Origin of the sequence: Pelagibacterium luteolum, from assembly GCF_900100665.1 — a bacterium.
In the GTDB taxonomy this organism is placed as follows: Bacteria; Pseudomonadota; Alphaproteobacteria; order Rhizobiales; family Devosiaceae; genus Pelagibacterium; species Pelagibacterium luteolum.
Genome location: NZ_FNCS01000001.1, coordinates 393,309 through 418,315, shown reverse-complemented (window position 1 = coordinate 418,315; position 25,007 = coordinate 393,309). Strand labels below are relative to the sequence as shown.

Below are 25,007 nucleotides of genomic sequence, written 5' to 3'. Positions count from 1 at the left end.
CCTTGCGTCCACTTCTCCGCTAAGCGATTAGCTTAGGGCGGGCGCAAGATCAATGTGTCGGCCGCAATTGCCGTAATCGATTTCGTATGGTGGGAAGATGGTGATCTACAGGTTTTTGTCCGGTGAGGATGATTCCGCCTTTTGTCACAAGGTGACCAAGGCGCTCTCGGAAGGCTGGCTGCTCTATGGGGAGCCGCACTATGTGTTCGATGCGGGCGCAGGCAAGATGCGCTGCGGGCAGGCGGTGACCAAGGAGGTCGCCGATCAGCCCTATGATCCGGACAAGAAGCTGATCGACTACGTTTGATCATTCAGCCGGGCGTGGTCATTACCACCGAGGGCGCGCTGCGCTCATGGGGGCCGTGCCAGACAGCTTCGATATTGTTGCCGTCGGGGTCGAGGACGAAACAGGCGTAGTAGCCGGGATGGTAGTTGCGTTCGCCGGGTGCACCATTGTCGGTCCCCCCGGCCGCCAATGCAGCCTCATAAAATGCCTTGATCATTTCTGGGCCCGTCGTCTGAAAGGCGAGATGGACGCGGGAGACGTAGCCATCGGCTTTGTCGACGAAGAGTTCATCGGAAGCGAAGTGATTCTCGTCCTCATGGGTTATTTCGCGCCCGAGCGCGCCGAGGGCGGCGCGATAAAATGCGCGGCTCTTTTCCAAATCGGCGACACGGAGGTGGAGGTGGTCGATCAGACGTCCTGTGTGAAATTGCATAGGGCCGTTCTCTCTTGCGTGTATCGCTTTAACGCCGACCGAACTGCCGCGTTGCACCGTTCAGCCAAAATGGCCGGACAGCGCGGCGTGCTGGATGAGGGCCACGGTCTTGGCGTCGATTATGGCCCCTGACGCGATCATGGGCAAAGCCTGGTCATAGCGGATCGTGACGATCTCGATATCCTCGTCTTCGTGGTCCAGTCCGCCGCCTGCGCCGATCCTGTCGGCCTCTCCGTAAAAACCGATAAAGCACGAAACCTTTTCGGTGAGCGATCCCGGGCTGGCATAGATATCGAAGGCGAAGACGATGTCGCGCGGCGCGATGCCGGTTTCTTCAACTGCTTCCTTTTTGGCGCAAACCTCTGGCGTGTCACCATCGAGCAGGCCGGCGCACACTTCGAGCATCATGGGGTCGTTGCCATTCAAGTGCGGCGGCAGCCGAAACTGGCGCACGAGCGTGATCAATCTTTGGTCGGGATCGAGAAGGAGAATCGCTGCCGCGCTACCGTGATCGTAGACCTCGCGTTTGATCGAAGTTTGACCGCCGTCGCTATGGAGATAGTCGAAAACGTATTCGGTCAGCGATCCCCATGCTTTGGCGAGGATTTTTTTCGATGTGATGGCGATGAGAGGTTTTGGGGACATGATGCTTTACCTTCTAGGTAAACCTAGCTGACATTTATTCAGGTTTGCCTTGACTTAGCCATGCTTGTCCAGCGTCCGAGCGAAATATGATTTGGAAACTCAGTATATTAGCCCGCGCATCGAACTTGCTTTTCAGACCAAAGACGTAAGTCCCGCCCTTTGACGAATGGGTAAAGCACGATTAGAAGTTGGCCCCGAGTTCTTGGCCGGGCAACCGGCTTTCGCTTTGCCGCACGTATTCTCGTGTGGCCAGATCGAGGCAGCAATGGCGCAGCAGTTCCGACCGACCTCTCCGCATCTTTCCGTCTATCGCTTCACCCTCACCATGACGATGTCGATCATCCATCGCGTGCTTGGGGTCGGGTTGTATCTGGGCACGATCTTGTTCGTGCTGTGGTTGGGCGCGGCGGCGCTTGGCCAGGATCAGCTCGGTGGCGTGCAGGGTTTCTTTGCGCATCCGATCATCCAGGTCGGGTTGTTCCTTTATACCTGGACGCTGTTTCACCACATGGCGGGCGGCATCAAGCATTTCATCTGGGACACGGGCTCTGGTTTCGATGCGGCCAGCCGCGAAACGATTACGATTGCGACGCTCGTCTTTTCCATCGCCGCGACCCTTGTGGTCTGGGCGCTGTTTGTCTGGTTTTAAGGGGTGGGCATGAAAACGCATCCGGGTGAAAAAGGGACTGGCACCTTTATCCGCCAGCGCGTCACCGGCGCGCTCAATATCGTTTTCGTCGGCTTTCTGATCTGGCTGGTCGTGAACCTCGCCGGCGCCGATCGCGCACAGATGGCGGCGACCTTCGCCAATCCCATCGTTGCGATTTTGGCGTTGGTGCTGATCGGTTCGGCGCTCGTCCATATGCGGATCGGCATGTACGAGATCATCGAGGATTATGTCCACGAGCCAAAGCTCCACGGACTGGCCAAGACCGCCAACACAACATTCACCGTCATCATCGGCGCGATCGCGCTGGTGTCGGTGCTCGTCCTCGCCTTCGGAGGTTAACTGCATATGGCTTCGGCTTATCAAATCATCGACCACGCCTATGACGTCGTGGTGGTCGGCGCAGGCGGCGCGGGTCTTCGTGCGACGCTGGGCATGGCCGAGCAGGGATTCAAGACCGCTTGCGTTACCAAGGTTTTCCCCACACGCTCGCATACTGTCGCGGCGCAGGGTGGCATCGCCGCTTCGCTTTCGAACATGGGCCCCGATAGCTGGCAGTGGCACATGTACGACACCGTCAAGGGGTCGGACTGGCTGGGCGACAACGACGCCATGGAATATCTGGCGCGTGAGGCGCCGCAGGCCGTTTATGAGCTCGAGCATTACGGCGTGCCGTTCTCGCGTACCGAAGAGGGCAAGATCTATCAGCGCCCGTTCGGCGGGCACATGCAAAATTACGGTGACGGGCCCCCAGTGCAGCGCACCTGTGCAGCGGCCGACCGGACCGGCCACGCGATCCTCCATACGCTTTATGGTCAATCTCTGCGCCACAACGCGGAGTTTTTCGTCGAGTATTTCGCGCTAGATCTCTTGATGAGCGATGATGGCAAATGCGAAGGCATTATTGCCTGGAAGCTCGATGATGGCACCATTCACCGGTTCCGCGCCAAGATGGTGGTTTTGGCAACGGGTGGATATGGTCGCGCCTATTTCTCGGCGACGTCGGCGCACACCTGCACCGGTGACGGCAATGGCATGGTGGCCCGTGCCGGGCTGCCGCTCCAGGACATGGAATTCGTCCAGTTTCACCCGACTGGGATCTACGGTTCGGGGTGCCTCATCACCGAAGGCGCGCGTGGAGAGGGCGGGTATCTCGTCAATTCCGAGGGCGAGCGCTTCATGGAGCGCTATGCGCCCAATGCAAAAGACCTGGCCAGCCGCGACGTCGTCAGCCGCTGCATGACCATGGAAATCCGCGAAGGCCGGGGCGTGGGCGCCAAGGGCGACCACATTTTCCTCCATCTCGACCATCTCGATCCCGCCGTGCTGCACGAGCGGCTGCCGGGGATTTCGGAGTCGGCAAAGATCTTTGCAGGCGTCGATCTCACCCGCGATCCGATCCCGGTGATCCCCACGGTGCACTATAATATGGGCGGTATTCCGACCAATTATTTCGGTGAAGCGCTCGACCCTTCTCGCGGTGGGCCGGATGCGACCGTGCCGGGTCTGATGGCTGTCGGTGAAGCGGGTTGTGCTTCGGTGCATGGTGCGAACCGGCTAGGCTCGAACTCGCTCATCGATCTTGTGGTGTTCGGTCGCGCCGCGGCCATTCGCGCCGGCGAGATCATTGATCGCACCGCGCCTGTCCCGGAGGTCAACGCGGCATCCGAAGACAAGATCATGAGCCGTTTCGACAGGCTGCGCAACGCCAATGGCGCTATTCCGACCGCCAAGCTTCGCGACAAGATGCAGAACGCCATGCAGGATGACGCAGCGGTGTTCAGGACCCAGGAAACGCTGGAAAACGGCTGTAAGCGGGTTTCGGAAATCTGGGGCGAGCTCGGTGACGTAAAGGTTTTCGACCGCTCGCTGATCTGGAATTCCGATCTCGTTGAAACCCTCGAGCTCGAAAATCTCATGGCCAATGCGATCACCACGGTCTATTCGGCCGAGGCGCGCAAGGAGAGCCGCGGTGCTCACGCGCGTGAGGATTTTGTCGATCGCGACGACACCAATTGGCGCAAGCATACGCTGAGCTGGGTGAACGATGCGGGTGAAGTTACCCTCGATTATCGTCCTGTGCATGTCGATCCGCTGTCCGACGGTATCGATCTGGCGAAGATCGCGCCCAAGGCGCGTGTCTATTAAGGAGGCGGGATATGGCTGAACTAGTTCTCGACAAGCGCTCGCGTCCCAAGGCCGGCAAGACATGGCCAAAGCCTGAAGGCGCGACCAATCTGCGCGAGTATCAGGTCTATCGCTATGACCCCGATACCCAGGAAAATCCGCGCATCGATACCTATTTCGTCGATCTCGACGATTGTGGACCGATGATCCTCGATGGGCTTTTGTGGATCAAGAACAACATCGATCCGACCCTCACCCTGCGCCGCTCCTGCCGCGAAGGGATTTGCGGTTCGTGCGCGATGAACATCGATGGTGCCAACACACTGGCCTGCACCAAGGGGATGGATGAAGTCTCCAAGGGCGCCGTCAAGGTTTATCCTCTGCCGCACATGCCGGTGGTCAAAGATCTGGTCCCGGACCTTTCGACATTTTACGAGCAGCACAAATCTGTTCAGCCCTGGCTGCAGACAAAATCGCCTACCCCCGATACCGAATGGCTGCAGAGCCGCGAAGATCGTGCAAAGCTCGATGGGCTTTACGAGTGCATCTTGTGCGCATGCTGTTCGACCTCGTGCCCATCCTATTGGTGGAACGGGGAAAAATATCTCGGGCCAGCGGTTTTGCTGCAGGCCTATCGCTGGCTGATCGACAGCCGTGACGAGGCCACGAGCGAACGGCTCGACGATCTTGAAGATCCGTTCAAGCTCTATCGCTGCCACACGATCATGAATTGCGCCAAGGTGTGTCCAAAGGGTTTGAATCCGGCCAAGGCGATTGCCGAGATCAAGAAGATGATGATCGAACGCAAGGTCGCCTGAACCTTGAGACGGTTCAAGACGTTTGGAGGGTCTGGAGCTACGCGCTCCGGGCCCTTTTTCTTATCCGGGAGAGACCGATGACCGACTACGAGACCATTGTTTACGTCGAACGGGAATCGGTGGCGCGCCTCATGGTGACGGCCCTCCGAGCGCATGGGTTCTCGCCGCGCGAAATTCTCGATGGCGGCTTGCCGGGGATCGGTACGGGACTGACGGGCAAAGGGCTGGCGATTGCCGTGCCGGCCAGTGAGGCGCGCGATGCGCAGCCTTTAGCCGAGGCCCTGCTCAAGGACATGGTGGGCAAATAGCCCCATAACGGCCATATTGGGCCCGTTAATCAAATCCTAACGCACCGCTCCGGCGCGTGCAGGACTTGTTTCGGCGGTCGCTTGTCGCCATAAAGTCCAATTGTGGCGTGCCACGCCGACGGATCAGATCCGAAATCATGGAGCCAACATGTTTGGAAATCTCGTGACTCCTTTGCGTTCGAGCGTAGCCGTATTCGCCGTTTTTGCGCTGGCCGCGTGCTCGCCGACCGGGTTTGGCAACCAGCAGCCCGCTGTACCGCCCGCCATGTCGCAACCTGCCCCGATCACGCCGGTTCAGAGCACGGCGGTCCAGACAACCGACCTGCCTCCGATTGCCGGCACGACATCCACGCCACAGACAACGCCATCCACGGCCGCAATTCCAGGCAACACCGCTTCGGTGAGCGGCAATACCCAGACCGTAGCGTCCACATCTGGTTTCGGTATGGGCAACACCACTGTGCCGGGGAACACGACCGGTGGACGCGATCTGTCGGGCAATGTGACCATGGAGCAGCTGCTTGGTGGCTGGACCATACTGGTTGGCGCCGACCAGTGCCGGCTCAATCTGACCTATACCGCAAAAGGGTCTTCGGGCCGCTATCGCGCGTCGACCCCGGCCTGCGCGGAGCCAACGCTGGCTTCCGTGACATCCTGGCAGCTGCTTGGCAATCAGATCCAGCTCTACAATGAAGCCGATACTTTGGTCGGGACATTGCTCAAGAGCGGCAATCGCTTCGTGGGGACCCTATCGGGGGGGCAGGCCATCTCGTTGGTCGGCTGATCTTGACGGGGAGCACCGGGAGCGAGGGCTCCATACTTGATTCCTACGCCGATATGGTCGTCGCCGGGCAGGTCAAACCCGACGCGGCGCAAAAGCGCGCGGTGGAAAAGCTGCAGGACGTATCAGACGGTTTGGCAGCGCTCGAAGGACGCTCGGGTTCGGTCATTGCCTCGCTGTTTCGCCGCAAGCGTGAAGTTCCCAAGGGGCTTTACATCTGGGGCGACGTGGGGCGCGGCAAGACCATGCTCATGGACATGTTCTATCGTTCCGTGCCCGTTGCGGCCAAGCGGCGGGTGCATTTTCACGAGTTCATGAACGAGGTTCACGAGGCGATCGCCAAGTTCAGGGCGGACAATCCCGGCACCAAGGGCGCTCGCGATCCGATCCCGGCGGTGGCGCGACCGATAACGCGATCGGTCAGGCTATTGTGCTTCGACGAGTTCTTCGTCTCCGACATTACCGACGCGATGCTCCTCAAGCGGCTCTTTGAAATCCTGTTCGCCGATGGCGTTGTGGTGGTCGCGACGTCGAACATTCCGCCCGACAAGCTCTATTGGAACGGGCTCAACCGGCAGTTGTTCACCCCGTTCATCGACCTGCTCACTGCGCATACCGAGGTTTTCAATCTCGATGCGGACACGGACTATCGGCGTGAAAAGCTCGATGCGCAGGATGTCTACAAGATCGGCACCGACAACGGGGTCGATGAGGATATGGACCGATTGTTCGACCATCTTGTCGGTGGCGCAGAGCCCGGCCCTGACGCAATCGAGAGTTTGGGGCGAGTGATCATCGTACCGGCGCAGGCGATGGGCGTTGCCCGGTTCAGCTTTTCAGATCTCTGCGAAAAGCCCCTGGGCGCGCGCGACTATCTAAAGCTCGCCAATAGCTTTCATACCGTGATGATCGACCATGTGCCGGTGTTCTCAAAGCTCAAGTCCGATGCGTCCAAGCGCTTTATTCTGTTGATCGATACGCTCTATGATCGCGGTGTGAAACTTGCCGCGAGCTTTGCGGCTCCGCTCGACGAGTTGGCTCAGGACGACAAGACCCGGTTTGAGTTCGCCCGCTGCCTGTCGCGGCTCGAAGAGATGCGCTCCGCCGACTACATAGCGCAGCCCTTGCGGCAAGGTCAGTCTCGCTGACCTAGTTTCCCTGCAAGGGAAAGTGACGCTCGCGCGCTAAGGTCTAAAACGCCTAGGGCCGAAAACCCAAATTTCCCGGCCTTAGACGAAGGGTTCACTTGCGTCCATTGGTCACAAGGTCTATGGAGGGCGCGAGGAAACCTTCACGTTACCTATAGGGAAACTTGTTCATGGCGCGTAAGAAAATCGCTCTGATCGGTGCCGGTCAGATCGGCGGGACTCTGGCTCATCTGGTCGCTTTGAAAGAGCTTGGCGACGTGATGCTGTTCGACATCGTTGACGGCGTGCCCCAGGGCAAGGCGCTCGATCTGGCCCAGTCCGGACCGGTCGAAGGCTATAATTCCACCCTCAAGGGAACGTCCGAATACAAGGACATCGAAGGCGCCGATGTGGTGATCGTTACCGCGGGCGTGCCGCGCAAGCCCGGCATGAGCCGCGATGATCTTCTGGAAATCAATCTCAAGGTGATGGAGCAGGTCGGCGCGGGCATCGCAAAATACGCCCCCGAAGCGTTCGTCATCTGCATCACCAACCCGCTCGATGCCATGGTCTGGGCACTGCAGAAATTCTCCGGCCTTCCCACCAACAAGGTGGTCGGCATGGCCGGTGTACTCGACAGTGCGCGCTTCCGTCATTTCATCGCCGAGGAACTCGGCGTGTCGGTGCAGGATGTGACGGCGTTCGTTATGGGCGGTCACGGCGACACCATGGTGCCTTTGGCGCGCTATTCGACGGTTGCGGGCATTCCGCTCCCCGACATGGTCAAGATGGGCTGGATGAGCAAGGACAAGCTCGAGCAGATCATTCAGCGCACGCGCGATGGCGGTGCGGAAATCGTCGGGCTGCTGAAGACGGGCTCTGCGTTCTATGCGCCTGCCGCGTCGGCGATCGAAATGGCCGAGTGCTATCTCAAGGACAAGAAGCGCATCCTGCCATGCGCCGCGCATCTCTCCGGTCAGTTTGGCCTTTCCGACACCTATGTCGGTGTTCCGGTGGTGATCGGCGCAGGCGGTGTCGAGCGGATCGTCGAGATCGAACTGAACGGCGCCGAAAAGAAGATGTTCGATGCCTCGGTGGCGTCGGTCGACGGGCTCGTTGAAGCCTGTAAGAAGATCGCGCCCAAGCTGGCTTGATCGATTTTTGCCCGGAGCAACGCTCCGGGCTTTTCCATTTGATGGCGCCCGGCGCCGGTCCCAAGCGAACGCGAAGAAGGTTCGACACGACATGAACATTCACGAATATCAGGCCAAGCAGCTCTTGAAGGGCTATGGCGCACCGGTCGCCGAGGGCGTGGCCATCTTAAAGGTCGAAGAGGCCGAAGCTGCAGCCAAATCGTTGCCCGGCCCGCTTTATGTGGTCAAGAGCCAGATTCATGCTGGCGGACGCGGCAAAGGCAAGTTCAAGGAACTTGGCCCTGATGCCAAGGGCGGCGTACGCCTTGCAAAGTCGATCGACGAAGTTGTAGCCCACGCCAAAGACATGCTGGGCAACACGCTGGTCACCGCGCAGACTGGCGACGCCGGCAAGCAGGTCAATCGCCTTTATATTGAAGACGGCGCAGACATCTCACGCGAGCTTTATTGCTCGCTTTTGGTCGACCGCTCAGTCGGTCGTGTGGCGTTCGTGGTTTCAACCGAAGGCGGCATGGATATCGAGGCTGTCGCGCACGATACGCCTGAAAAGATCCATACCATCGCGATCGATCCCGAAGCCGGTGTCACCGATGCAGATGTCGTGGCGATCTCCAAGGCGCTCGAACTCGACGGCGCCGCATCGGACGATGCCAAGGCGCTGTTTCCCGCGCTCTATAAGGCGTTTGTCGAAAAGGACATGGCGCTGCTCGAAGTCAATCCGCTGATCGTCATGACCGACGGTCACTTGCGGGTGCTCGATGCCAAGATGAGCTTTGATGGCAATGCGCTGTTCCGCCACGATGACGTCAAGGCCTTGCGCGACGAGACCGAAGAGGACGCCAAGGAAATCGAAGCGTCCAAATGGGACCTCGCCTATGTCGCGCTGGACGGCAATATCGGCTGCATGGTCAATGGCGCGGGCCTGGCCATGGCGACGATGGATATCATCAAGCTCTACGGCAAGGAGCCTGCGAATTTTTGTGACGTCGGCGGTGGCGCGTCCAAGGAAAAGGTCGCAGCAGCCTTCAAGATCATCACTGCAGATCCAAAGGTCGAGGGCATTCTGGTCAACATCTTTGGTGGCATCATGAAGTGCGACGTCATCGCCGAAGGCGTTGTCGCAGCCGTCAAGGAAGTGGGTCTGCAGGTGCCGCTCGTCGTGCGCCTCGAAGGCACCAATGTCGAACAGGGCAAGAAGATACTCAACGAGTCCGGCCTGGCGATCACCGCCGCCGACGACCTCGACGATGCCGCCCAGAAGATCGTTGCCGCCGTCGCCTGATCGGCGATGTGACCAGACACTCCGACTGAGTTGAGAGAGATATGTCCATTCTCGTAGACAAGAACACAAAAATTCTCGTGCAGGGCCTGACCGGCAAGACCGGCACCTTTCACACCGAGCAGGCCTTGGCCTATTACGGCACCCAGATGGTCGGCGGTATTCACCCCAAGAAGGGCGGTGAGACCTGGACCGGTTCGGGTGGGGAAGAGCTTCCCATCTTTGCAACCGTCGCCGAAGGCAAGGAGCGCACAGGTGCGAATGCATCGGTGATCTACGTTCCGCCCGCTGGTGCAGCAGATGCGATCATCGAAGCTATCGATGCGGAAATTCCCTTCATCACCTGCATCACCGAAGGCATCCCGGTGATGGACATGGTCAAGGTCAAGGCGCGGCTCGACCGTTCCAATTCGCGCCTTCTCGGCCCGAACTGCCCCGGCATCATGACGCCGGAAGAATGCAAGATCGGCATCATGCCCGGCTCGATTTTCCGTAAGGGTTCGGTTGGCATTGTCTCGCGCTCTGGCACGCTTACATATGAGGCCGTGTTCCAGACAACCAATGAAGGCCTTGGCCAGACGACTGCAGTCGGGATCGGGGGCGATCCGGTCAAGGGCACCGAGTTCATCGATATCCTCGAAATGTTCCTGGCGGACGATGCGACGGAATCGATCATCATGATCGGTGAAATCGGCGGTTCGGCCGAGGAAGATGCAGCGCAGTTCCTGATCGACGAAGCGAAAAAGGGCCGCAAGAAGCCGATGGCGGGCTTTATCGCGGGCCGCACCGCACCCAAGGGCCGGACGATGGGCCATGCAGGTGCTGTGGTTTCGGGCGGCAAGGGCGACGCCGAATCCAAGATCGCCGCCATGGAAGCAGCAGGCATCACCGTTTCGCCTTCGCCCGCGCGTCTTGGCACGACGCTGGTCGACGTCCTCAAGGGCTGAGACACGCGATTGTTATCCGGTGCCGGGGCTTAGGCCCCGGTTAACCAAAACGAGACGGGCAACCGTCATAGTTCAACCCAATTTGGCGGCCCAAACGGGCAGGGTTGATCAGCATCTAAGGCAAGGGGGATCGGGACCCCCAATAGAGAGCGAAATGGCACGACAGGATCAGAACGAAGCGTTCCTCCTCACCTCATTCCTTTATGGCGGCAATGCCGACTATATCGACGCCCTGTACGCAAAGTACAAAGCTAACCCTAAAAGCGTCGATGCGAGCTGGGCGGAGTTTTTCGATAATCTCTCCGACAGTGCCGAACAGGTCCAGCTCAACGCTGACGGGCCGAGCTGGCAGCGCCGCGACTGGCCGCGCAGCTCGAATGGCGAGTTGGTCTCGGCTCTCGACGGAAATTGGGGCGACGTCGCTGTAAAGACGCAAAAGGCGGTTTCCGAGAAAGCCAAGTCCGAGGGCGTTGCTGTTTCGAACGAAGCTGTGATGCAGGCGACGCGCGATTCGATCCATGCGATCATGATGATCCGCGCCTACCGCATGCGCGGGCATCTGCATGCCAATCTGGACCCGCTCGGGCTCGAGCAGCCCGAAGATGCTCCCGAGCTTGATCCGGCTGCCTATGGCTTTACAGAAGCCGATTACAGCCGCGAGATCTTCATCGACAACTATCTCGGGCTGGAATTTGCGACCGTCCCGCAGATGCTCGAGATCCTAAAGCGCACCTATTGCGGCACGCTTGGCATCGAATTCATGCATATCTCGGACCCTGAGGCGAAGGCCTGGATCCAGGAGCGTATCGAAGGTCCTGACAAGGAAATTACCTTCACCAAGGAAGGCAAGCGGGCCATCCTCAACAAGCTTGCCGAAGCCGAGGGGTTCGAAAAGTTTCTCGACGTCAAATATACCGGGACCAAGCGGTTCGGGCTTGATGGCGGGGAATCGCTGATTCCGGCGCTCGAGCAGATCATCAAGCGTGGTGGCGCTTTGGGCGTGAAGGACATCGTCCTGGGCATGGCGCATCGCGGTCGCCTCAATGTTCTGACCCAGGTGATGGGCAAGCCGCACCGGGCGTTGTTTCACGAATTTAAGGGCGGCGCGTTCTATCCCGACGACGTCGAGGGATCGGGAGACGTCAAATATCACCTTGGCGCGTCTTCGGACCGCGAGTTCGACGGCAACAAGGTGCATCTGTCGCTCACTGCAAATCCGTCGCACCTCGAGATCGTCAATCCCGTGGTTCTGGGCAAGGCCCGCGCAAAGCAGGATCACCACATCTCGCCCGAAGGCAAGATTGTCGATCTTGGCGAGGGAAAGCCCGATCGATCGACGGTTCTGCCACTGTTGCTGCATGGCGACGCCGCGTTTGCGGGCCAGGGCGTTGTTGCCGAGTGCTTCGGGCTTTCGGGTCTTAAGGGTCACCGCACCCATGGCTCGATCCATTTCGTCATCAACAACCAGATCGGCTTTACGACGAGCCCGCGTTTTTCGCGCTCCTCGCCCTATCCGACCGATGTGGCCAAGATGATCGAAGCGCCTGTGCTTCACTGCAATGGCGACGATCCCGAAGCTGTGGTCTTTGCGGCCAAGATCGCTATCGAATTCCGTCAGAAGTTCGGGCGGCCCGTCGTCATCGACATGTTCTGCTATCGTCGCTTCGGGCACAACGAAGGCGATGAGCCCAGCTTTACCCAGCCCCTGATGTACAAGAAGATCAGGAGCCATAAGTCGACCTACGAACTCTACTCGAACAAGCTGATCGAGGAAGGTGTTCTGACGGCTGAAGAGTCCGACCAGATCAAAGCAGACTGGCGCGCCAGGCTCGAAACCGAGTTTGAGGCGGGGCAGGACTACCGCCCCAATAAGGCCGACTGGCTCGACGGCGCCTGGAAGAACATCAAGCTTGCCGAGATCGATGGTCCGCGCCGCGGCGTGACCGGTGTCGATGCCGAAAAGCTCAAGAGCCTGGGCGAGCGCCTCACCGCAGTGCCGGCGGATTTTCACGCCCACCGCACGGTCCAGCGCTTTATCGATAACCGCAAGAAGATCATCTCTGAAGGCGAGGGCATCGATTGGGCGACGGCGGAATCGCTGGCCTTCGCCACGCTGCTCGACGATGGGCATCCCGTTCGGCTTTCGGGCCAGGACGTGGAGCGTGGCACGTTCAGTCAACGCCATTCGGTGCTCTACGATCAGGAATCGGACGAGACCTACACCCCGCTCAACAATCTGCGTGAGGGTCAGGCCCGTTATGAAGTCATCAACTCGATGCTGTCGGAAGAAGCCGTGCTCGGGTTCGAGTATGGCTATTCGCTGGCCGAGCCCAATGCGCTGACCGTCTGGGAGGCCCAGTTCGGCGATTTCGTGAACGGCGCGCAGGTGGTGATCGACCAGTTCATCTCGTCGGGCGAGCGCAAATGGCTTCGCATGAGCGGTCTCGTGATGCTCTTGCCGCATGGCTATGAAGGTCAGGGGCCAGAACACTCCTCGGCGCGGCCCGAGCGCTTCTTGCAGCTTTGTGCCGAAGACAACATGCAGGTGCTCAACTGCACGACGCCCGCCAATTATTTCCATGCGCTGCGTCGTCAGCTCAAGCGCGATTTCCGCAAGCCCTTGATCATCATGACGCCCAAGTCGCTGCTCCGTCATAAGCGGGCGGTCTCAGGGCTGAACGAACTTGGGTCCGAGACTTTCTTCCATCGCCTTCTCTGGGACGATGCCGAGGCTCCGGGCGTGCCGAAAACCGAGGTCAATCTCGTGTCGGACGACAAGATCCGGCGCGTCGTGATCTGTACGGGCAAGGTCTATTACGATCTGCTGGAAGATCGCGAAAAGCGCGGGCTCAACGACGTTTACCTGATGCGTCTCGAACAGCTTTACCCGTTCCCCGCCAAGGCGCTGATCGACGAGCTGAGCCGATTCCAGAACGCAGAAGTCGTCTGGTGCCAGGAAGAGCCCAAAAACATGGGCGCGTGGTCCTTTGTTCAGCCCTATATCGAATGGGTGCTCGAACAGATGGGCCGCCCGGGCGATCGTCCGCGCTATGTGGGCCGTCCAGCGTCCGCATCGACGGCGACTGGGCTGATGCGCACCCATCTTGCCCAGCTCCAGGCGTTCCTGGACGAAGCGTTTTCCTAAGACGACCCAGAGATCGAGCCCCGGCCAATTTGGCCGGGACCCATTATCGAGATAGAGGATACGAGAGATGTCCACCGAAGTCCGCGTCCCGACCCTGGGCGAAAGCGTCACCGAAGCCACGATTGGCCAGTGGTTCAAGAAGGTCGGCGATGCCGTCTCGGCCGACGAGCCGATCGTCGAACTTGAAACCGACAAGGTCACCATCGAAGTGCCCGCGCCTGTTTCGGGCACGCTCGAGGCCATTTCGGTCAATGAGGGCGACACGGTTGAAGTCGGCGCGCTGATCGCAGCGATCGCCGCCGGTTCGGCTGGCGCCAAAGCGGCAGAGACGCCCAAGGAAGAGCCCAAGGCCGAGGCACCAAAGGCTGAGGCGCCCAAGCCGGCCAACGCCCCTGCGCCCGCCACAAAGACCGAAATGCCCCCCGCGCCGTCCGCTGCAAAGCTGATGGCCGAGCGCGATGTCGAGCCCTCGTCTGTCGAAGGTTCGGGCAAGCGCGGCCAGGTTCTCAAGGAAGACGTGCTCAAGGCGCTAGACAATACCGGCGAGGCAAAGCCCGCTGCGGCACCAGCGCCTGCGCAGACGCGCGCCCCCTCAAAGCAGGAAGACGGCGCTCGCGAAGAGCGGGTCAAGATGACGCGTTTGCGCCAGACGATCGCCAAGCGCTTGAAGGACGCCCAGAGCACGGCGGCCATGCTGACCACCTTCAACGAGGTGGACATGAAGCCGGTGATGGATCTGCGCAATTCCTACAAGGAGCTGTTTGAGAAAAAGCACGGCGTGAAGCTCGGTTTCATGGGCTTTTTCACCAAGGCCGTGGTGCACGCGCTCAAGGAAATCCCGGCAGTCAACGCCGAGATCGATGGCACGGACATCATCTACAAGAATTTTGCTCATATCGGCGTGGCCGTCGGGACCGAAAAGGGCCTGGTCGTTCCTGTGGTGCGTGATGCCGACCAGATGACCATTGCCGAGATCGAAAAGGAAATTTCCCGACTCGGCAAGGCAGCCCGTGACGGCCAGCTGTCGATGGCGGACATGCAGGGCGGCACGTTCACGATCTCGAACGGTGGCGTTTATGGCTCGCTGATGTCGACGCCAATCCTGAATGCGCCGCAGTCAGGCATCTTGGGCATGCACAAGATTCAGGATCGTCCGGTGGTGGTCGGTGGGCAGATTGTGGTTCGGCCCATGATGTATCTCGCTCTCTCCTATGATCACCGGATCGTGGACGGGAAGGAAGCCGTGACGTTCCTGGTGCGCGTCAAGGAAAGCCTGGAAGATCCCCAGCGCCTCGTGCTCGACCTTTGATCTCCTTGGTCGGTAGCGGAACAGTCGCTTCCGACCAACTCACCCACGGGAGAGAGCGGTGACGCTTGAATTGACGCTGCTGACCTGGTCGGTCGTTATCCTCTTTGTGCATATCGGGCTGCAGTCCGGACTGCTGACCAGAGATTTGGGCAGCGACTACAATGCCGGCCCGCGCGACGAAAAGCGGGAGCTGGGCGTCATGGCCGGGCGAGCGGATCGCGCGCTGCGTAATTTCGCCGAGACCTATCCGGCCTTTATCATTCTCGCTCTGGTTGCCGGCATAGCCGGGATTTCCAACGGTCTGACCCAATGGGGCGCGGGGGCTTATATCCTCTTCAGGCTGCTCTATATTCCGCTCTATCTGCTTGGCGTGCCCTATCTGCGTTCGCTGATTTTCATAGGCGCGTGCATTGGATTGCTGCTGATGTTTTGCGGCATCGTGTTCTAGCTTCGCGCGGAATTTGAACTGGCGCCACGGGGCTCGGGCGCCGACATTTTGAAAAGGACATAGGCAATCATGGCCGAAAACTTCGATCTCACCATCATCGGCACTGGCCCGGGCGGCTATGTCTGCGCGGTGCGCGCGGCGCAACTGGGCATGAAGGTTGCAGTTGTCGAGAAATGGCCGAGCTTTGGGGGCACCTGCCTCAACATTGGCTGCATCCCGTCCAAGGCGTTGCTGCATGCCTCGGAAATGTTTGAGGAAGCAACTCACAGCTTTCCGCAATTGGGTATCGAAGTCGGCGCGCCGACGCTCAATTTGTCGGCCATGATGGCGCACAAGGACGATACTGTAGCCTCGAACACCGGCGGCATCGAATATCTGTTCAAGAAGAACAAGATCACTGCGTTTCGCGGCACGGGCTCGATTGCTGAAGCGGGCAAGGTCAATGTCACCTCGGAAGATGGCACCGTGACAGAGATCGAAAGCAAGAACATCGTCATCGCGTCGGGCTCGGTTTCGGCCAACCTTCCTGGTATCGAGATCGATGAGGAGCGGATCGTTACCTCGACCGGCGCGCTCAAGCTTGCGAAGGTGCCCGAGAATCTTCTGGTGATCGGGGCGGGCGTTATCGGTCTGGAGTTGGGCTCGGTCTGGGCGCGGCTTGGCGCCAAGGTTACCGTCGTCGAGTTTCTGGACCGCATCCTGCCGGGAATGGATTTGGACGTCTCCAAGCAGTTCCAGCGCATGCTGGCCAAGCAGGGTTTCGAATTCAAGCTCGGTACCAAGGTGACCGGCATCGAAAAGACCGAAAACGGCCTTGTGGCGACGCTCGAGCCCGCCGCGGGCGGAGAAGCGAGCACGCTTGAAACCGATATCGCATTGGTGTCGATCGGACGTGTGCCGTTTACCGACGGCCTCGGTTTGGACGAGGCCGGCATTGAACGCGACAAGCGCGGCCGGGTCGTTACCGATGCCCACTACAAGACTAATGTGGACGGCATTTATGCCATTGGCGATGTGATCGCTGGGCCTATGCTGGCGCACAAAGCAGAGGACGAGGGCATCGCGGTCGCCGAAATTCTGGCCGGCCAGGCGGGGCACGTCAATTACGGGGTGATCCCGGGAGTGGTTTACACCAATCCAGAGGTCGCCTCAGTCGGCAAAACCGAAGAGGATTTGAAGGCTGAGGGGATCGAATACAAATCAGCCAAATTCCCCTTCACCGCGAATGGCCGCGCCAAAGCGATGCTGGCGAGCCAGGGTTTTGTCAAAATCCTGGCGGACAAGGCAACCGATCGCGTCCTAGGATGTCACATCGTGGGCAAGGGCGCCGGCGAGATGATCCATGAAGCAGCGGTTCTCATGGAATTTGGCGGCTCGGCAGAAGATTTGGCGCGCACATGCCATGCGCATCCAACGATGAGCGAAGCGGTGCGCGAGGCGGCGCTTGGACTTGGGGACGGATCGATCCACATCTGACGGGCACTGTCGGAGAAAAATAGAAAAGCCGCGCTCCACCGAGCGCGGCTTTTGCACATTCGGGTTCTGGTATCCCTTACGGGTTGTAAGTCACGGTCCCGGCGTCATAGGCGGCACGGCAATCGGTCGCGTCGGATAGCACATTGGCCTCCAGCAGTTCGAGCGCCCCGCCACGGCCCTGGAAGCGCGGGTCGTCGCAGACTCCGTCATTGGCCGTCGCGCCTGAATCATCGCCGAAATTGATGCGGAACTCGCTGCTGGGCGTGTCGGTGTCCTCGGCTAGGGTCACCGTACCCGCCGCATAGGCGGTGGAACAGTCGGTCGCGTCCGCCATCAGGTGATCGTCCAGTGCCACGCCTACGCCTGCACCCGTAAAGCGTGGGTCGTCGCATTCGCCGTCATTAGCCCAATTGCCTGTATCGTCGCCGAAGTCGATGCCGTCGATGACGATGGGATCGCCTGTGGGGCCTGTCGTGCCTTCCGTGAAGGTCACTTCGCCCGCTTCATATGCCTCGCGGCAATCTGTGGCGTCGGTCAGCTCGTGACTGGTCAGACCGCCGCCGAAGCGTGGATCGTCGCACTCACCGTCATTTGCCCAGACCCCGGAATCATCGCCGAAATCGATGTCGCCGACAGGTGTCGCGGCGTCGTCTGAAGGAGACTGGTAGGTTACTTCGCCCGCCTCATATGCCTCACGGCAATCAGTAGCATCGGCAAGCTCGTGGCTCGTGAGGCCGCCTCCGAAACGGGGGTCGTCGCATTCGCCGTCATTGGCCCAATTGCCGGAATCGTCACCAAAGTCGATGTCGTCACTCGAGATCATCGGCGTATCGACTGACGTGTCGCCACTATAGGTGACGTCGCCGGCGTCATAGGCCGTCTGGCAATCTGTGGCGTCTGCACGTTCATGGTTTGTCAGTGCGCCGCCAAAGCGCGGGTCATCGCACTCGCCATCATTTGCAAAGGTGCCGCTGTCGTCACCGAAATCGATCTCGCCTGCGGGTGTCGCCGCTACGACGTCATCGGTCGGCGCTGCGTATGTGACGTCGCCGGCGTCGTAGGCTGTGCGGCAATCTGTGGCGTCTGCCAATTCGTGGCTGGCCAGGGCGCCGCCAAAGCGCGGGTCGTCGCACTCGCCATCATTGGCAAAACTGCCCGAATCGTCACCGAAATCGATGTCGCTGGTGGGGAGAGGTTCGGTGATCGAGGCCTCAGCTGTGTCATCGGCGTCTTCGTCGGCGGGTGCGATTAACGTGATATCGCCGGCATCGAAAGCGGTCTGGCAATCTGTGGCGTCACGCGACTCGTCGACGGGGCTGAGTATGAGGGCCGCGCCTACACCTTCAAATCGAGGATCGTCGCATTGGCCATCATTGGCGAATGTACTGGAATCGTCGCCGAAGTCGATGTCTTGCGCAAATGCCGGTGTACCAAGCGACAAAGCCAGGGCCAGCGCAGCACCGCCCAGCATCAATCCGGTGGTTTTCATGATGTCGTCCCTCATCCTGAGCGGCATTTCCAGCTTATGTATCCGCCCGCCGTGTCAGACGAGTGAACAGCAAAATTCCGCAAATTACCAGTGCCGTCCCCAGCCCATGAATTGGGGTGAACGGCTCTCCCAGAATGAAGATCGCTAGAATGATGGTCAAAATTGGGGAGATGTTGCCAAAGATCGCTGTGCGCTCGGCGCCGATCAACCCGATCGCAGCGGCAATGATCGAAACGGGCGCGACTGTCGCGGCGATGGCGAGGCCGAAAAGGATGGTGAAGGCGGGCTGGGAGATTGCCAAATCCGCGAGGGGTTGCGTCGCGAGATAATGCACAAATACAGCGGTGGCGGCGGCCGTCATGGCAATCGCTGTAAAGAGCCTCGGACCGAGGGTGTCGATCAGCGGCTTGGCAAAAATCTGGTAGAGGGCGTAGGCCAGAGCGCTGGAGAGAGCGAGGAGCGTGCCGGCGATCACCGTGTCTCCAGCGATCATCATGTCATGGCCAAAGATGACGGCGATCCCCAAATAGGCCAGCAGGGCCGCGCCGATAACGGGTAGGGGCAGAGGACGCTTGAACAAGACGGCGCCCAGAATCAGGACCATGAACGGATAGGTCAACAGCACCAGCCGGTTGAGCTGGGCTGTGATGAGATCGAGGCTGAAAAAGTCCAGCAGGCTCGCGCCATAATAGCCGAGAATTCCTATGCCGATGGCACCGAAAATGGCTGGACGTGATACGGGCTCGCCAGCGTGGCGGCCCTTGCCTTTGCGTCGGTCGAGATAGGCCATGATGCCCATGGCAGCAAAGAATGGCGTCGCCAGGATCATGCGCCAGGTGAGCGTGGTCAATGCGTCCAGACCCTGCTCGTAGGCGAGTTTGACGAAAATACCCTTGGAGGCAAAGAGCGCAGCGCCGAGAGCGGCCAGCGCCAAACCAATCATTTGGTCGCGTTCGGAATTGGAGGCGGCGGGCATGGGGAATCTGCAACTGGGACGGTCCACCGAGCCTATAGAACGAAACGCCCGAGCGCTAGCCGCGCGGATGGGCCGATCGGTAGGCTTCGAGCAGTCGCTCGCTGTCGATATGGGTATAGATCTGGGTCGTTGATAGCGATGCGTGGCCGAGCAATTCCTGGATGGCGCGCAGATCGCCGCCTTTGGCGAGGAGATGCGTGGCAAAGGAATGCCGCAGGGCGTGGGGGGTTGCGGATGCGGGCAGGCCGAGAATGCCGCGCATTTGTTCGACGCGCAGTTGAATAAGGCGCGGGCTCAGAACGCCGCCGCGCACGCCTCGGAAGATGGGTTCACCCGGTTCGAGGCCGAATGGGCATAGGCGCAGATACTCTTCGATGGCAGCGCGGACGGGGGCAATCAGTGGCACGAGGCGAACCTTGTTGCCCTTGCCGGTGATGCGCAGGGTCGGCCCATTCAGATCGGCGCGTGTCAGCGCGAGGGCTTCGGAAATACGCAGGCCCGAGCCATAACAGAGTGCGATCGCTGCGGCATCGCGTGCCGCGACCCATGGGCGGTCGTCGAGTTCCGCCGGCATGCCGATCGCGGCCTTTGCTTCGCGCGCACTCAAGGGCTTGGGCAATCCCCGCGGCAATTTGGGCGTGCGGACCACCGAAAGCGCTTCGAGGGCCAGAATGCCGGAGCGTTCAAGATAGGTGAAAAACGATTTGATGCCCGAGAGCGAGCGGGCCAGCGTGCGTGACCCGGCATCGGCCTTTCGCCGCGACGCAAGAAAGGCGCGCAGATCGGCGGGGCGCAGTGTCTTGAGGTCAGCAACATCGATCGTGCCACCCACATGGCCGGACAAAAACGCCATGAACTGGTCGAGATCGCGGCCGTAGGCCTCAAGGGTTTTCGGCGACAGGCGTCGTGCTGTCGATAGCTCGCGTTTCCATCCATCGATATGGAGGCGGAGCGGTTCGGCGATGGCAAATCCGGTGTCTGTCATGGCGCTACACTAAGCCCGCGAAGGTTACGAAGCACTCAAGGGACTGGCCGAATCGGAGAACTCGCCTATGGTGCGCGGTGTTTGGTCTCTTTTCGTTCTCGGTCGTGATGACCCCACTCGGTCCTGTCGTCTCAGTCATGGTTTCGGTCGCCGTCGACGGCCCTTATTCCTATCGGGTGCCCGAGGGAATGGTGGTGACGCGCGGATCGATCGTTGTCGTGCCGCTTGGGCCGCGCCCGACGCTCGGGGTCGTCTGGGGCGAGCCCAAAGACAATTTCGCGCACAACCGAACAAAAGACATCGCGCATGTCTTTGACGTGCCGCCGCTGTCTGAAGAATTGCTCAGAACCATAGATTGGGTGGCGCGCTACACGCTGGCACAGCCGGGCATGGTGTTGCGGGGTGCGTTGCGTAGCCGTGAGGCTCTCGATCCGCCCCGCCCGATCATCGCCTATGAACGTGCGGGGTCGCCGCCCGAGCGGATGACGGAAGCGAGGGCGCGTGTCCTTTCGGTGATGGACGATGGCTTTCCCTGGGCAAAGCCGGCGCTGATCGGGGCTTCAGGCGTATCGGCGGCGGTGGTCGATGGGTTGGTCAAATCGGGCGCGTTAAGGCAGGTGGAAATTCCCGCGCCGCCGCCCGTGCTTCCACCCGAGCCCGATTATGCGCCGGCGACATTGTCGGCAGGCCAGCAGGCGGGGCTGGACATGATTCGTGCGCATGACAATGGCGGGTTTTCGGTGGCGCTGCTCGACGGCATTACGGGCTCGGGCAAGACCGAGGTGTTTTTTGAAAGCGTCGCCGATGCGCTTGTCGCCGGCAGGCAGGTGGCCGTCATCCTGCCCGAGATTGCGCTGACGCACACATTTCTCGACAGGTTCGAAAAGCGCTTCGGGCAGCGTGCCGCCGAATGGCATTCGGAGATGACGCCGGTGCAGCGGGCACGGGTGTGGCGGGGAGTGCTCACAGGGGATGTGCGAGCCGTGATCGGGGCACGTTCGGCGCTGTTCCTGCCGTTCCGCGAACTGGGCCTTCTGGTGCTCGATGAAGAGCATGACGGTGCGTTCAAGCAAGCGGACCGCGTCAATTACCATGGGCGCGACATGGCGATAGTCCGTGCTGCAATGGCGGAAGCCAGAGTCATCTTGTCGTCGGCAACGCCGTCGGTCGAATCGCGCAACAATGCCAATATAGGGCGCTATGCGCATGTGCGGCTCGAGAGCCGGTTTGCGGATGCGGCACTGCCCGACATCACCGCGCTCGACATGCGTATCGATGGTCCGGAAAAGGGCCAGTGGATTGCGCCGAAACTGGCGCGGGCGGTGTTCGATGCGCTTGATCGCGAGGAGCAGGCGCTGCTGTTCCTCAACCGGCGCGGTTATGCGCCGCTCACGCTCTGCCGGACATGTGGACATCAATATCAGTGCCCTGAATGTTCGACATGGCTTGTCGAACATCGGTTTCGCGGCGTTCTCATGTGCCATCATTGCGGACATGAGGAGCGAGCGCCCGACGTTTGCGGATCATGCGGAGCGACAGATTCGCTCGTAGCGGTCGGACCGGGGATCGAGCGTATAGCGGAAGAGGTGGCTACGCGCTTTCCCGGCGCCCGCACTGTGGTCCTATCGTCCGACATGGGCTCGATGCGCCAGATCCGCGATCGGTTCGCCGAAATCGCGCGCGGCGAATATGACATCATTATTGGCACGCAATTGGTGGCCAAGGGGCACCACTTTGAAAAGCTATCCTTGGTCGGCGTGATCGATGCCGATCTTGGGCTGGCGCATGGCGATCCGCGTGCTGCGGAAAAAACCTTTCAGGTTTTGACGCAAGTCACCGGACGTGCGGGGCGCGAGTCGCGTTCGGGCAAGGCGTTTCTGCAGACTTACCATCCGGACCATCAAGTCATGCGGGCGATGATTTCAGGCGACCGGGAAGGGTTTTATGCCCATGAGCTCGAGGTGCGCAAACAAGGCGGCTTGCCACCGTTCGGACGGCTGGCCGCACTGATCGTCTCGGGCAATGAACATCTGGAGGCGATGGGCTACGCCCGAGCGATCATGGCTGCGGCGCCACTGGCAGAGGGTGTTCGACGATTCGGGCCGGCGGATGCTCCAGTGGCCATGGTGAGAGGGCGGCACCGCATTCGCATTCTCGTGCAAAGTCCCAAGGAATTCGACCTTTCCGGATATGTCCGTTTCTGGCTGCAAAACAGTCCTCCGGCCAAGGGTAATCTCAGGGTTCAGGTCGATATCGATCCAATGAGTTTTTATTGATCGCCATTGCAGGGCCAATCATATGATGAATGCGACATTTGGGCCGCCGCAATTTGGCCCGCATGCGCTTGCGTGGGCGATTTTGGCATGGTAAGGCCACCCCGGAATTATGGGCAGCCCGTATGCGGCAGCTCTCCGATCCGATAAAAACGAAATCAAAATATGCCGCCGCCGCCGATCATTCGGTGTTGACGACGATCTGGGGCGGGGCATGCAGCGGGGTTAGAAGGCTTGAGCGCAACACGATCCGTTCTGTCCCACATCGCGCGGCCGTATGCATCGGCTCTGTTCGATCTGGCCCGGGATACCAACGCCGTCGAAGCGACCGAAAAGGACCTTGATGCCATTTCGGGCCTCATCGATACGTCCGACGACTTCTCGCGGTTTCTTGTCAGCCCCACCATTACAAGCGACGCCAAGAGTGCGGCGCTGGATGCGATCATTGCCAAGGCCAATCCCTCCGATCTCGTGGGGAATGCTCTCAAGCTGATCGCCAAGAACGGTCGGCTGTTTGCGCTTACGGCTATCATTGCCGAATTCAAGCGCCTTGCGGCTGAAGCTCGTAATGAAGTCAGCGCGGAAGTCACCTCCGCCGCGCCATTGACGAGCGACCAGGAAAAAGAACTCGCCGTCGTCCTCAAGGACAAGATCGGCAAGGATGTCTCTCTCGTTACACGTGTCGATGAAAGCCTGATCGGTGGCCTTGTGGTCAAGGTCGGAAGCCAGATGATCGACACTTCCCTCAAGACAAAACTTTCGGCCATGAAGATCGCCATGAAAGGGGTCAGCTAATGGATATCAAAGCTGCGGAAATTTCCGCGATCCTCAAAGACCAAATCAAGGATTTCGGCAAGGAAGCCCAGGTTTCCGAAGTCGGGCAGGTGCTTTCGGTCGGTGACGGCATTGCGCGCGTATTTGGCCTCGACAAGGTTCAGGCCGGCGAGCTCGTCGAATTCCCCGGCGGCATCAAGGGCATGGCGCTCAACCTCGAAGCCGACAATGTCGGTGTCGTGATCTTCGGGTCCGACCGCGACATCAAGGAAGGTGATACCGTCAAGCGCACCGGTTCGATCGTCGATACCCCGGTCGGCAAGGGCCTTCTCGGTCGTGTCGTCGATGGTCTCGGCAATCCGATCGACGGCAAGGGCCCGATCGAGGCGACCGAACGCCGCCGCGTCGACGTCAAGGCTCCGGGCATCCTGCCGCGCAAGTCGGTGCATGAGCCCATGTCGACCGGCCTCAAGGCAATCGACGCGCTTATCCCCATCGGGCGCGGCCAGCGCGAGCTGGTCATTGGCGATCGTCAGACCGGCAAGACCGCGATCATTCTCGACACCTTCTTGAACCAAAAGCCGGCTCACCAGTCGGGCGCGTCGGAAAGCGACAAGCTCTACTGCGTTTACGTCGCTATCGGTCAGAAGCGTTCGACCGTCGCCCAGTTCGTCAAGATGCTGGAAGACAATGGCGCGCTCGAATATTCGATCGTCGTTGCTGCGACCGCTTCGGATCCCGCTCCGATGCAATTCCTGGCGCCGTTCACCGGCTGCGCGATCGGCGAATTTTTCCGCGACAACGGCATGCATGCTGTGATCGCCTATGACGATCTTTCCAAGCAGGCCGTTGCTTATCGCCAGATGAGCCTTCTGCTGCGCCGTCCTCCCGGACGTGAAGCCTATCCGGGCGACGTCTTCTATCTCCACAGCCGTCTCCTCGAACGCGCTGCCAAGCTCAACGAGAACCATGGTTCGGGTTCACTGACCGCTCTGCCGGTTATTGAAACCCAGGCCAACGACGTGTCGGCCTATATTCCGACCAACGTGATCTCGATCACCGACGGCCAGATCTTCCTTGAGACCAATCTGTTCTTCCAAGGCATTCGTCCTGCCGTGAACGTGGGTCTGTCGGTGTCCCGCGTGGGTGGTTCTGCTCAGATCAAGGCCATGAAGCAGGTCGCCGGTTCGCTTAAGGGTGAGCTTTCGCAGTATCGTGAAATGGCGGCATTCGCTCAGTTCGGTTCGGACCTCGATGCGGCGACGCAGCGTCTGCTCAATCGTGGCGCGCGCCTGACAGAGCTTTTGAAGCAGCCCCAGTTCTCGCCGCTCAAGACGGAAGAACAGGTCGCCGTGATCTTTGCTGGTGCCAATGGCTATCTCGACGATCTGCCGGTGCGTGGCGTCGGGCCCTTCGAAAAGGCCCTGCTGTCGAACCTGCGGAGCAAGCATGCCGACATTCTTGGCGATATCGCTAAGGAAAAGGCCTTGTCCGACGGGATCAAGGATCGCCTGAAGTCGGCTCTCGACGCCTTCAAGAAGACCTACACCGCTTAAATTC

At 59.9% G+C, this 25,007-nt stretch carries 23 protein-coding genes; 18 read left to right on the top strand and 5 right to left on the bottom strand.

Annotation, left to right across the window (positions count from 1 at the left end; translation table 11 throughout):
* Positions 1-97 precede the first annotated feature (97 nt).
* Positions 98-307: a DUF1737 domain-containing protein gene (locus tag BLR31_RS01960; protein WP_090590573.1), complete on the top strand. Its 210-nt coding sequence runs from the start codon at positions 98-100 to the stop codon at positions 305-307.
* A 4-nt stretch (positions 308-311) separates the two neighbouring features.
* Here the strand turns inward: BLR31_RS01960 and BLR31_RS01955 are convergent, their stop codons facing one another.
* Both BLR31_RS01955 and BLR31_RS01950 read right to left on the bottom strand, forming a co-directional pair.
* Complete coding sequence (locus BLR31_RS01955; protein WP_090590570.1) at positions 312-719, bottom strand: VOC family protein; 408 nt, start codon at positions 717-719, stop codon at positions 312-314.
* 60 nt (positions 720-779) lie between these two features.
* On the bottom strand, positions 780-1,364 hold the full coding sequence (locus BLR31_RS01950) for an NUDIX domain-containing protein (protein ID WP_090590566.1): 585 nt from the start codon (positions 1,362-1,364) through the stop codon (positions 780-782).
* Between the two features lie 265 nt (positions 1,365-1,629).
* On the opposite strand from BLR31_RS01950, the gene sdhC reads away from it, so the two are divergent.
* From sdhC to lpdA, 14 genes are all read left to right on the top strand, one after another.
* Positions 1,630-2,013, top strand: coding sequence for a succinate dehydrogenase, cytochrome b556 subunit (sdhC, locus tag BLR31_RS01945; protein ID WP_090590562.1), 384 nt, complete (start codon positions 1,630-1,632; stop codon positions 2,011-2,013).
* Between the two features lie 9 nt (positions 2,014-2,022).
* Complete coding sequence (sdhD, locus tag BLR31_RS01940) at positions 2,023-2,373, top strand: succinate dehydrogenase, hydrophobic membrane anchor protein (RefSeq protein WP_090590558.1); 351 nt, start codon at positions 2,023-2,025, stop codon at positions 2,371-2,373.
* A gap of 6 nt (positions 2,374-2,379) precedes the next feature.
* A complete protein-coding gene (gene sdhA, locus BLR31_RS01935) occupies positions 2,380-4,179 on the top strand; it encodes a succinate dehydrogenase flavoprotein subunit (RefSeq protein WP_090590554.1) in 1,800 nt (599 codons plus the stop codon).
* An 11-nt stretch (positions 4,180-4,190) separates the two neighbouring features.
* On the top strand, positions 4,191-4,976 hold the full coding sequence (locus BLR31_RS01930; RefSeq protein ID WP_090590550.1) for a succinate dehydrogenase iron-sulfur subunit: 786 nt from the start codon (positions 4,191-4,193) through the stop codon (positions 4,974-4,976).
* 77 nt (positions 4,977-5,053) lie between these two features.
* Entirely contained in the window at positions 5,054-5,284 is a 231-nt protein-coding gene (locus BLR31_RS01925) for a hypothetical protein (RefSeq protein ID WP_090590546.1), read from the top strand.
* A 148-nt stretch (positions 5,285-5,432) separates the two neighbouring features.
* On the top strand, positions 5,433-6,068 hold the full coding sequence (locus BLR31_RS01920; protein WP_143009291.1) for an AprI/Inh family metalloprotease inhibitor: 636 nt from the start codon (positions 5,433-5,435) through the stop codon (positions 6,066-6,068).
* A 2-nt stretch (positions 6,069-6,070) separates the two neighbouring features.
* Positions 6,071-7,213, top strand: coding sequence for a cell division protein ZapE (gene zapE, locus BLR31_RS01915; protein ID WP_244504916.1), 1,143 nt, complete (start codon positions 6,071-6,073; stop codon positions 7,211-7,213).
* A gap of 170 nt (positions 7,214-7,383) precedes the next feature.
* Entirely contained in the window at positions 7,384-8,346 is a 963-nt protein-coding gene (mdh, locus tag BLR31_RS01910) for a malate dehydrogenase (RefSeq protein ID WP_090590538.1), read from the top strand.
* A 91-nt stretch (positions 8,347-8,437) separates the two neighbouring features.
* The gene (sucC, locus tag BLR31_RS01905; RefSeq protein WP_090590535.1) at positions 8,438-9,628 is read left to right on the top strand and encodes an ADP-forming succinate--CoA ligase subunit beta; all 1,191 of its coding nucleotides are present in this window, start codon (positions 8,438-8,440) and stop codon (positions 9,626-9,628) included.
* Between the two features lie 41 nt (positions 9,629-9,669).
* Entirely contained in the window at positions 9,670-10,572 is a 903-nt protein-coding gene (gene sucD, locus BLR31_RS01900; protein ID WP_090590531.1) for a succinate--CoA ligase subunit alpha, read from the top strand.
* 154 nt (positions 10,573-10,726) lie between these two features.
* Positions 10,727-13,717 carry a 2-oxoglutarate dehydrogenase E1 component gene (locus BLR31_RS01895; RefSeq protein ID WP_090590527.1) on the top strand — a complete coding sequence of 997 codons (2,991 nt, stop codon included), beginning with the start codon at positions 10,727-10,729 and terminating at the stop codon, positions 13,715-13,717.
* 67 nt (positions 13,718-13,784) lie between these two features.
* A complete protein-coding gene (odhB, locus tag BLR31_RS01890; protein ID WP_090590523.1) occupies positions 13,785-15,026 on the top strand; it encodes a 2-oxoglutarate dehydrogenase complex dihydrolipoyllysine-residue succinyltransferase in 1,242 nt (413 codons plus the stop codon).
* Positions 15,027-15,084: 58 nt separating this feature from the next.
* Entirely contained in the window at positions 15,085-15,474 is a 390-nt protein-coding gene (locus BLR31_RS01885) for an MAPEG family protein (protein ID WP_090590518.1), read from the top strand.
* Positions 15,475-15,543: 69 nt separating this feature from the next.
* On the top strand, positions 15,544-16,950 hold the full coding sequence (gene lpdA / locus BLR31_RS01880) for a dihydrolipoyl dehydrogenase (protein WP_090590514.1): 1,407 nt from the start codon (positions 15,544-15,546) through the stop codon (positions 16,948-16,950).
* Between the two features lie 76 nt (positions 16,951-17,026).
* Here lpdA and BLR31_RS01875 read toward each other — a convergent pair whose 3' ends face one another.
* The 3 genes from BLR31_RS01875 to BLR31_RS01865 are packed head-to-tail and all read right to left on the bottom strand — an operon-like array spanning position 17,027 to position 20,400.
* Positions 17,027-18,439 (bottom strand): hypothetical protein, encoded by a 1,413-nt coding sequence (locus tag BLR31_RS01875; protein WP_143009290.1) that lies wholly within the window; start codon positions 18,437-18,439, stop codon positions 17,027-17,029.
* A gap of 34 nt (positions 18,440-18,473) precedes the next feature.
* On the bottom strand, positions 18,474-19,415 hold the full coding sequence (locus BLR31_RS01870; RefSeq protein WP_090590506.1) for a DMT family transporter: 942 nt from the start codon (positions 19,413-19,415) through the stop codon (positions 18,474-18,476).
* Between the two features lie 55 nt (positions 19,416-19,470).
* Entirely contained in the window at positions 19,471-20,400 is a 930-nt protein-coding gene (locus tag BLR31_RS01865; protein ID WP_090590502.1) for a tyrosine recombinase XerC, read from the bottom strand.
* Positions 20,401-20,507: 107 nt separating this feature from the next.
* On the opposite strand from BLR31_RS01865, the gene BLR31_RS01860 reads away from it, so the two are divergent.
* The 3 genes from BLR31_RS01860 (at position 20,508) to atpA (ending at position 25,003) form a co-directional block, all read left to right on the top strand.
* Positions 20,508-22,676 (top strand): primosomal protein N', encoded by a 2,169-nt coding sequence (locus BLR31_RS01860; protein WP_090592014.1) that lies wholly within the window; start codon positions 20,508-20,510, stop codon positions 22,674-22,676.
* 231 nt (positions 22,677-22,907) lie between these two features.
* Positions 22,908-23,468, top strand: coding sequence for a F0F1 ATP synthase subunit delta (locus tag BLR31_RS01855; RefSeq protein ID WP_090590498.1), 561 nt, complete (start codon positions 22,908-22,910; stop codon positions 23,466-23,468).
* Entirely contained in the window at positions 23,468-25,003 is a 1,536-nt protein-coding gene (gene atpA, locus BLR31_RS01850; protein ID WP_090590493.1) for a F0F1 ATP synthase subunit alpha, read from the top strand. The genes BLR31_RS01855 and atpA overlap by 1 nt, the downstream gene beginning before the upstream one ends.
* The last annotated feature ends 4 nt before the right edge of the window (positions 25,004-25,007 follow it).

Excerpts from the sequence above, each read along its gene's own strand:
- BLR31_RS01895 (WP_090590527.1), top strand. The coding sequence starts at position 10,727 with ATGGCACGACAGGATCAGAACGAAGCGTTCCTCCTCACCTCATTCCTT.
- BLR31_RS01870 (WP_090590506.1), bottom strand. The coding sequence starts at position 19,415 with ATGCCCGCCGCCTCCAATTCCGAACGCGACCAAATGATTGGTTTGGCG.
- BLR31_RS01960 (WP_090590573.1), top strand. The coding sequence starts at position 98 with ATGGTGATCTACAGGTTTTTGTCCGGTGAGGATGATTCCGCCTTTTGT.
- BLR31_RS01875 (WP_143009290.1), bottom strand. The coding sequence starts at position 18,439 with ATGAAAACCACCGGATTGATGCTGGGCGGTGCTGCGCTGGCCCTGGCT.
- sdhA (WP_090590554.1), top strand. The coding sequence starts at position 2,380 with ATGGCTTCGGCTTATCAAATCATCGACCACGCCTATGACGTCGTGGTG.
- sucD (WP_090590531.1), top strand. The coding sequence starts at position 9,670 with ATGTCCATTCTCGTAGACAAGAACACAAAAATTCTCGTGCAGGGCCTG.
- BLR31_RS01925 (WP_090590546.1), top strand. The coding sequence starts at position 5,054 with ATGACCGACTACGAGACCATTGTTTACGTCGAACGGGAATCGGTGGCG.
- BLR31_RS01920 (WP_143009291.1), top strand. The coding sequence starts at position 5,433 with ATGTTTGGAAATCTCGTGACTCCTTTGCGTTCGAGCGTAGCCGTATTC.
- BLR31_RS01860 (WP_090592014.1), top strand. The coding sequence starts at position 20,508 with ATGACCCCACTCGGTCCTGTCGTCTCAGTCATGGTTTCGGTCGCCGTC.
- BLR31_RS01950 (WP_090590566.1), bottom strand. The coding sequence starts at position 1,364 with ATGTCCCCAAAACCTCTCATCGCCATCACATCGAAAAAAATCCTCGCC.
- BLR31_RS01930 (WP_090590550.1), top strand. The coding sequence starts at position 4,191 with ATGGCTGAACTAGTTCTCGACAAGCGCTCGCGTCCCAAGGCCGGCAAG.
- BLR31_RS01865 (WP_090590502.1), bottom strand. The coding sequence starts at position 20,400 with ATGACAGACACCGGATTTGCCATCGCCGAACCGCTCCGCCTCCATATC.
- BLR31_RS01955 (WP_090590570.1), bottom strand. The coding sequence starts at position 719 with ATGCAATTTCACACAGGACGTCTGATCGACCACCTCCACCTCCGTGTC.
- sucC (WP_090590535.1), top strand. The coding sequence starts at position 8,438 with ATGAACATTCACGAATATCAGGCCAAGCAGCTCTTGAAGGGCTATGGC.
- odhB (WP_090590523.1), top strand. The coding sequence starts at position 13,785 with ATGTCCACCGAAGTCCGCGTCCCGACCCTGGGCGAAAGCGTCACCGAA.
- lpdA (WP_090590514.1), top strand. The coding sequence starts at position 15,544 with ATGGCCGAAAACTTCGATCTCACCATCATCGGCACTGGCCCGGGCGGC.
- sdhD (WP_090590558.1), top strand. The coding sequence starts at position 2,023 with ATGAAAACGCATCCGGGTGAAAAAGGGACTGGCACCTTTATCCGCCAG.
- mdh (WP_090590538.1), top strand. The coding sequence starts at position 7,384 with ATGGCGCGTAAGAAAATCGCTCTGATCGGTGCCGGTCAGATCGGCGGG.
- atpA (WP_090590493.1), top strand. The coding sequence starts at position 23,468 with ATGGATATCAAAGCTGCGGAAATTTCCGCGATCCTCAAAGACCAAATC.
- sdhC (WP_090590562.1), top strand. The coding sequence starts at position 1,630 with ATGGCGCAGCAGTTCCGACCGACCTCTCCGCATCTTTCCGTCTATCGC.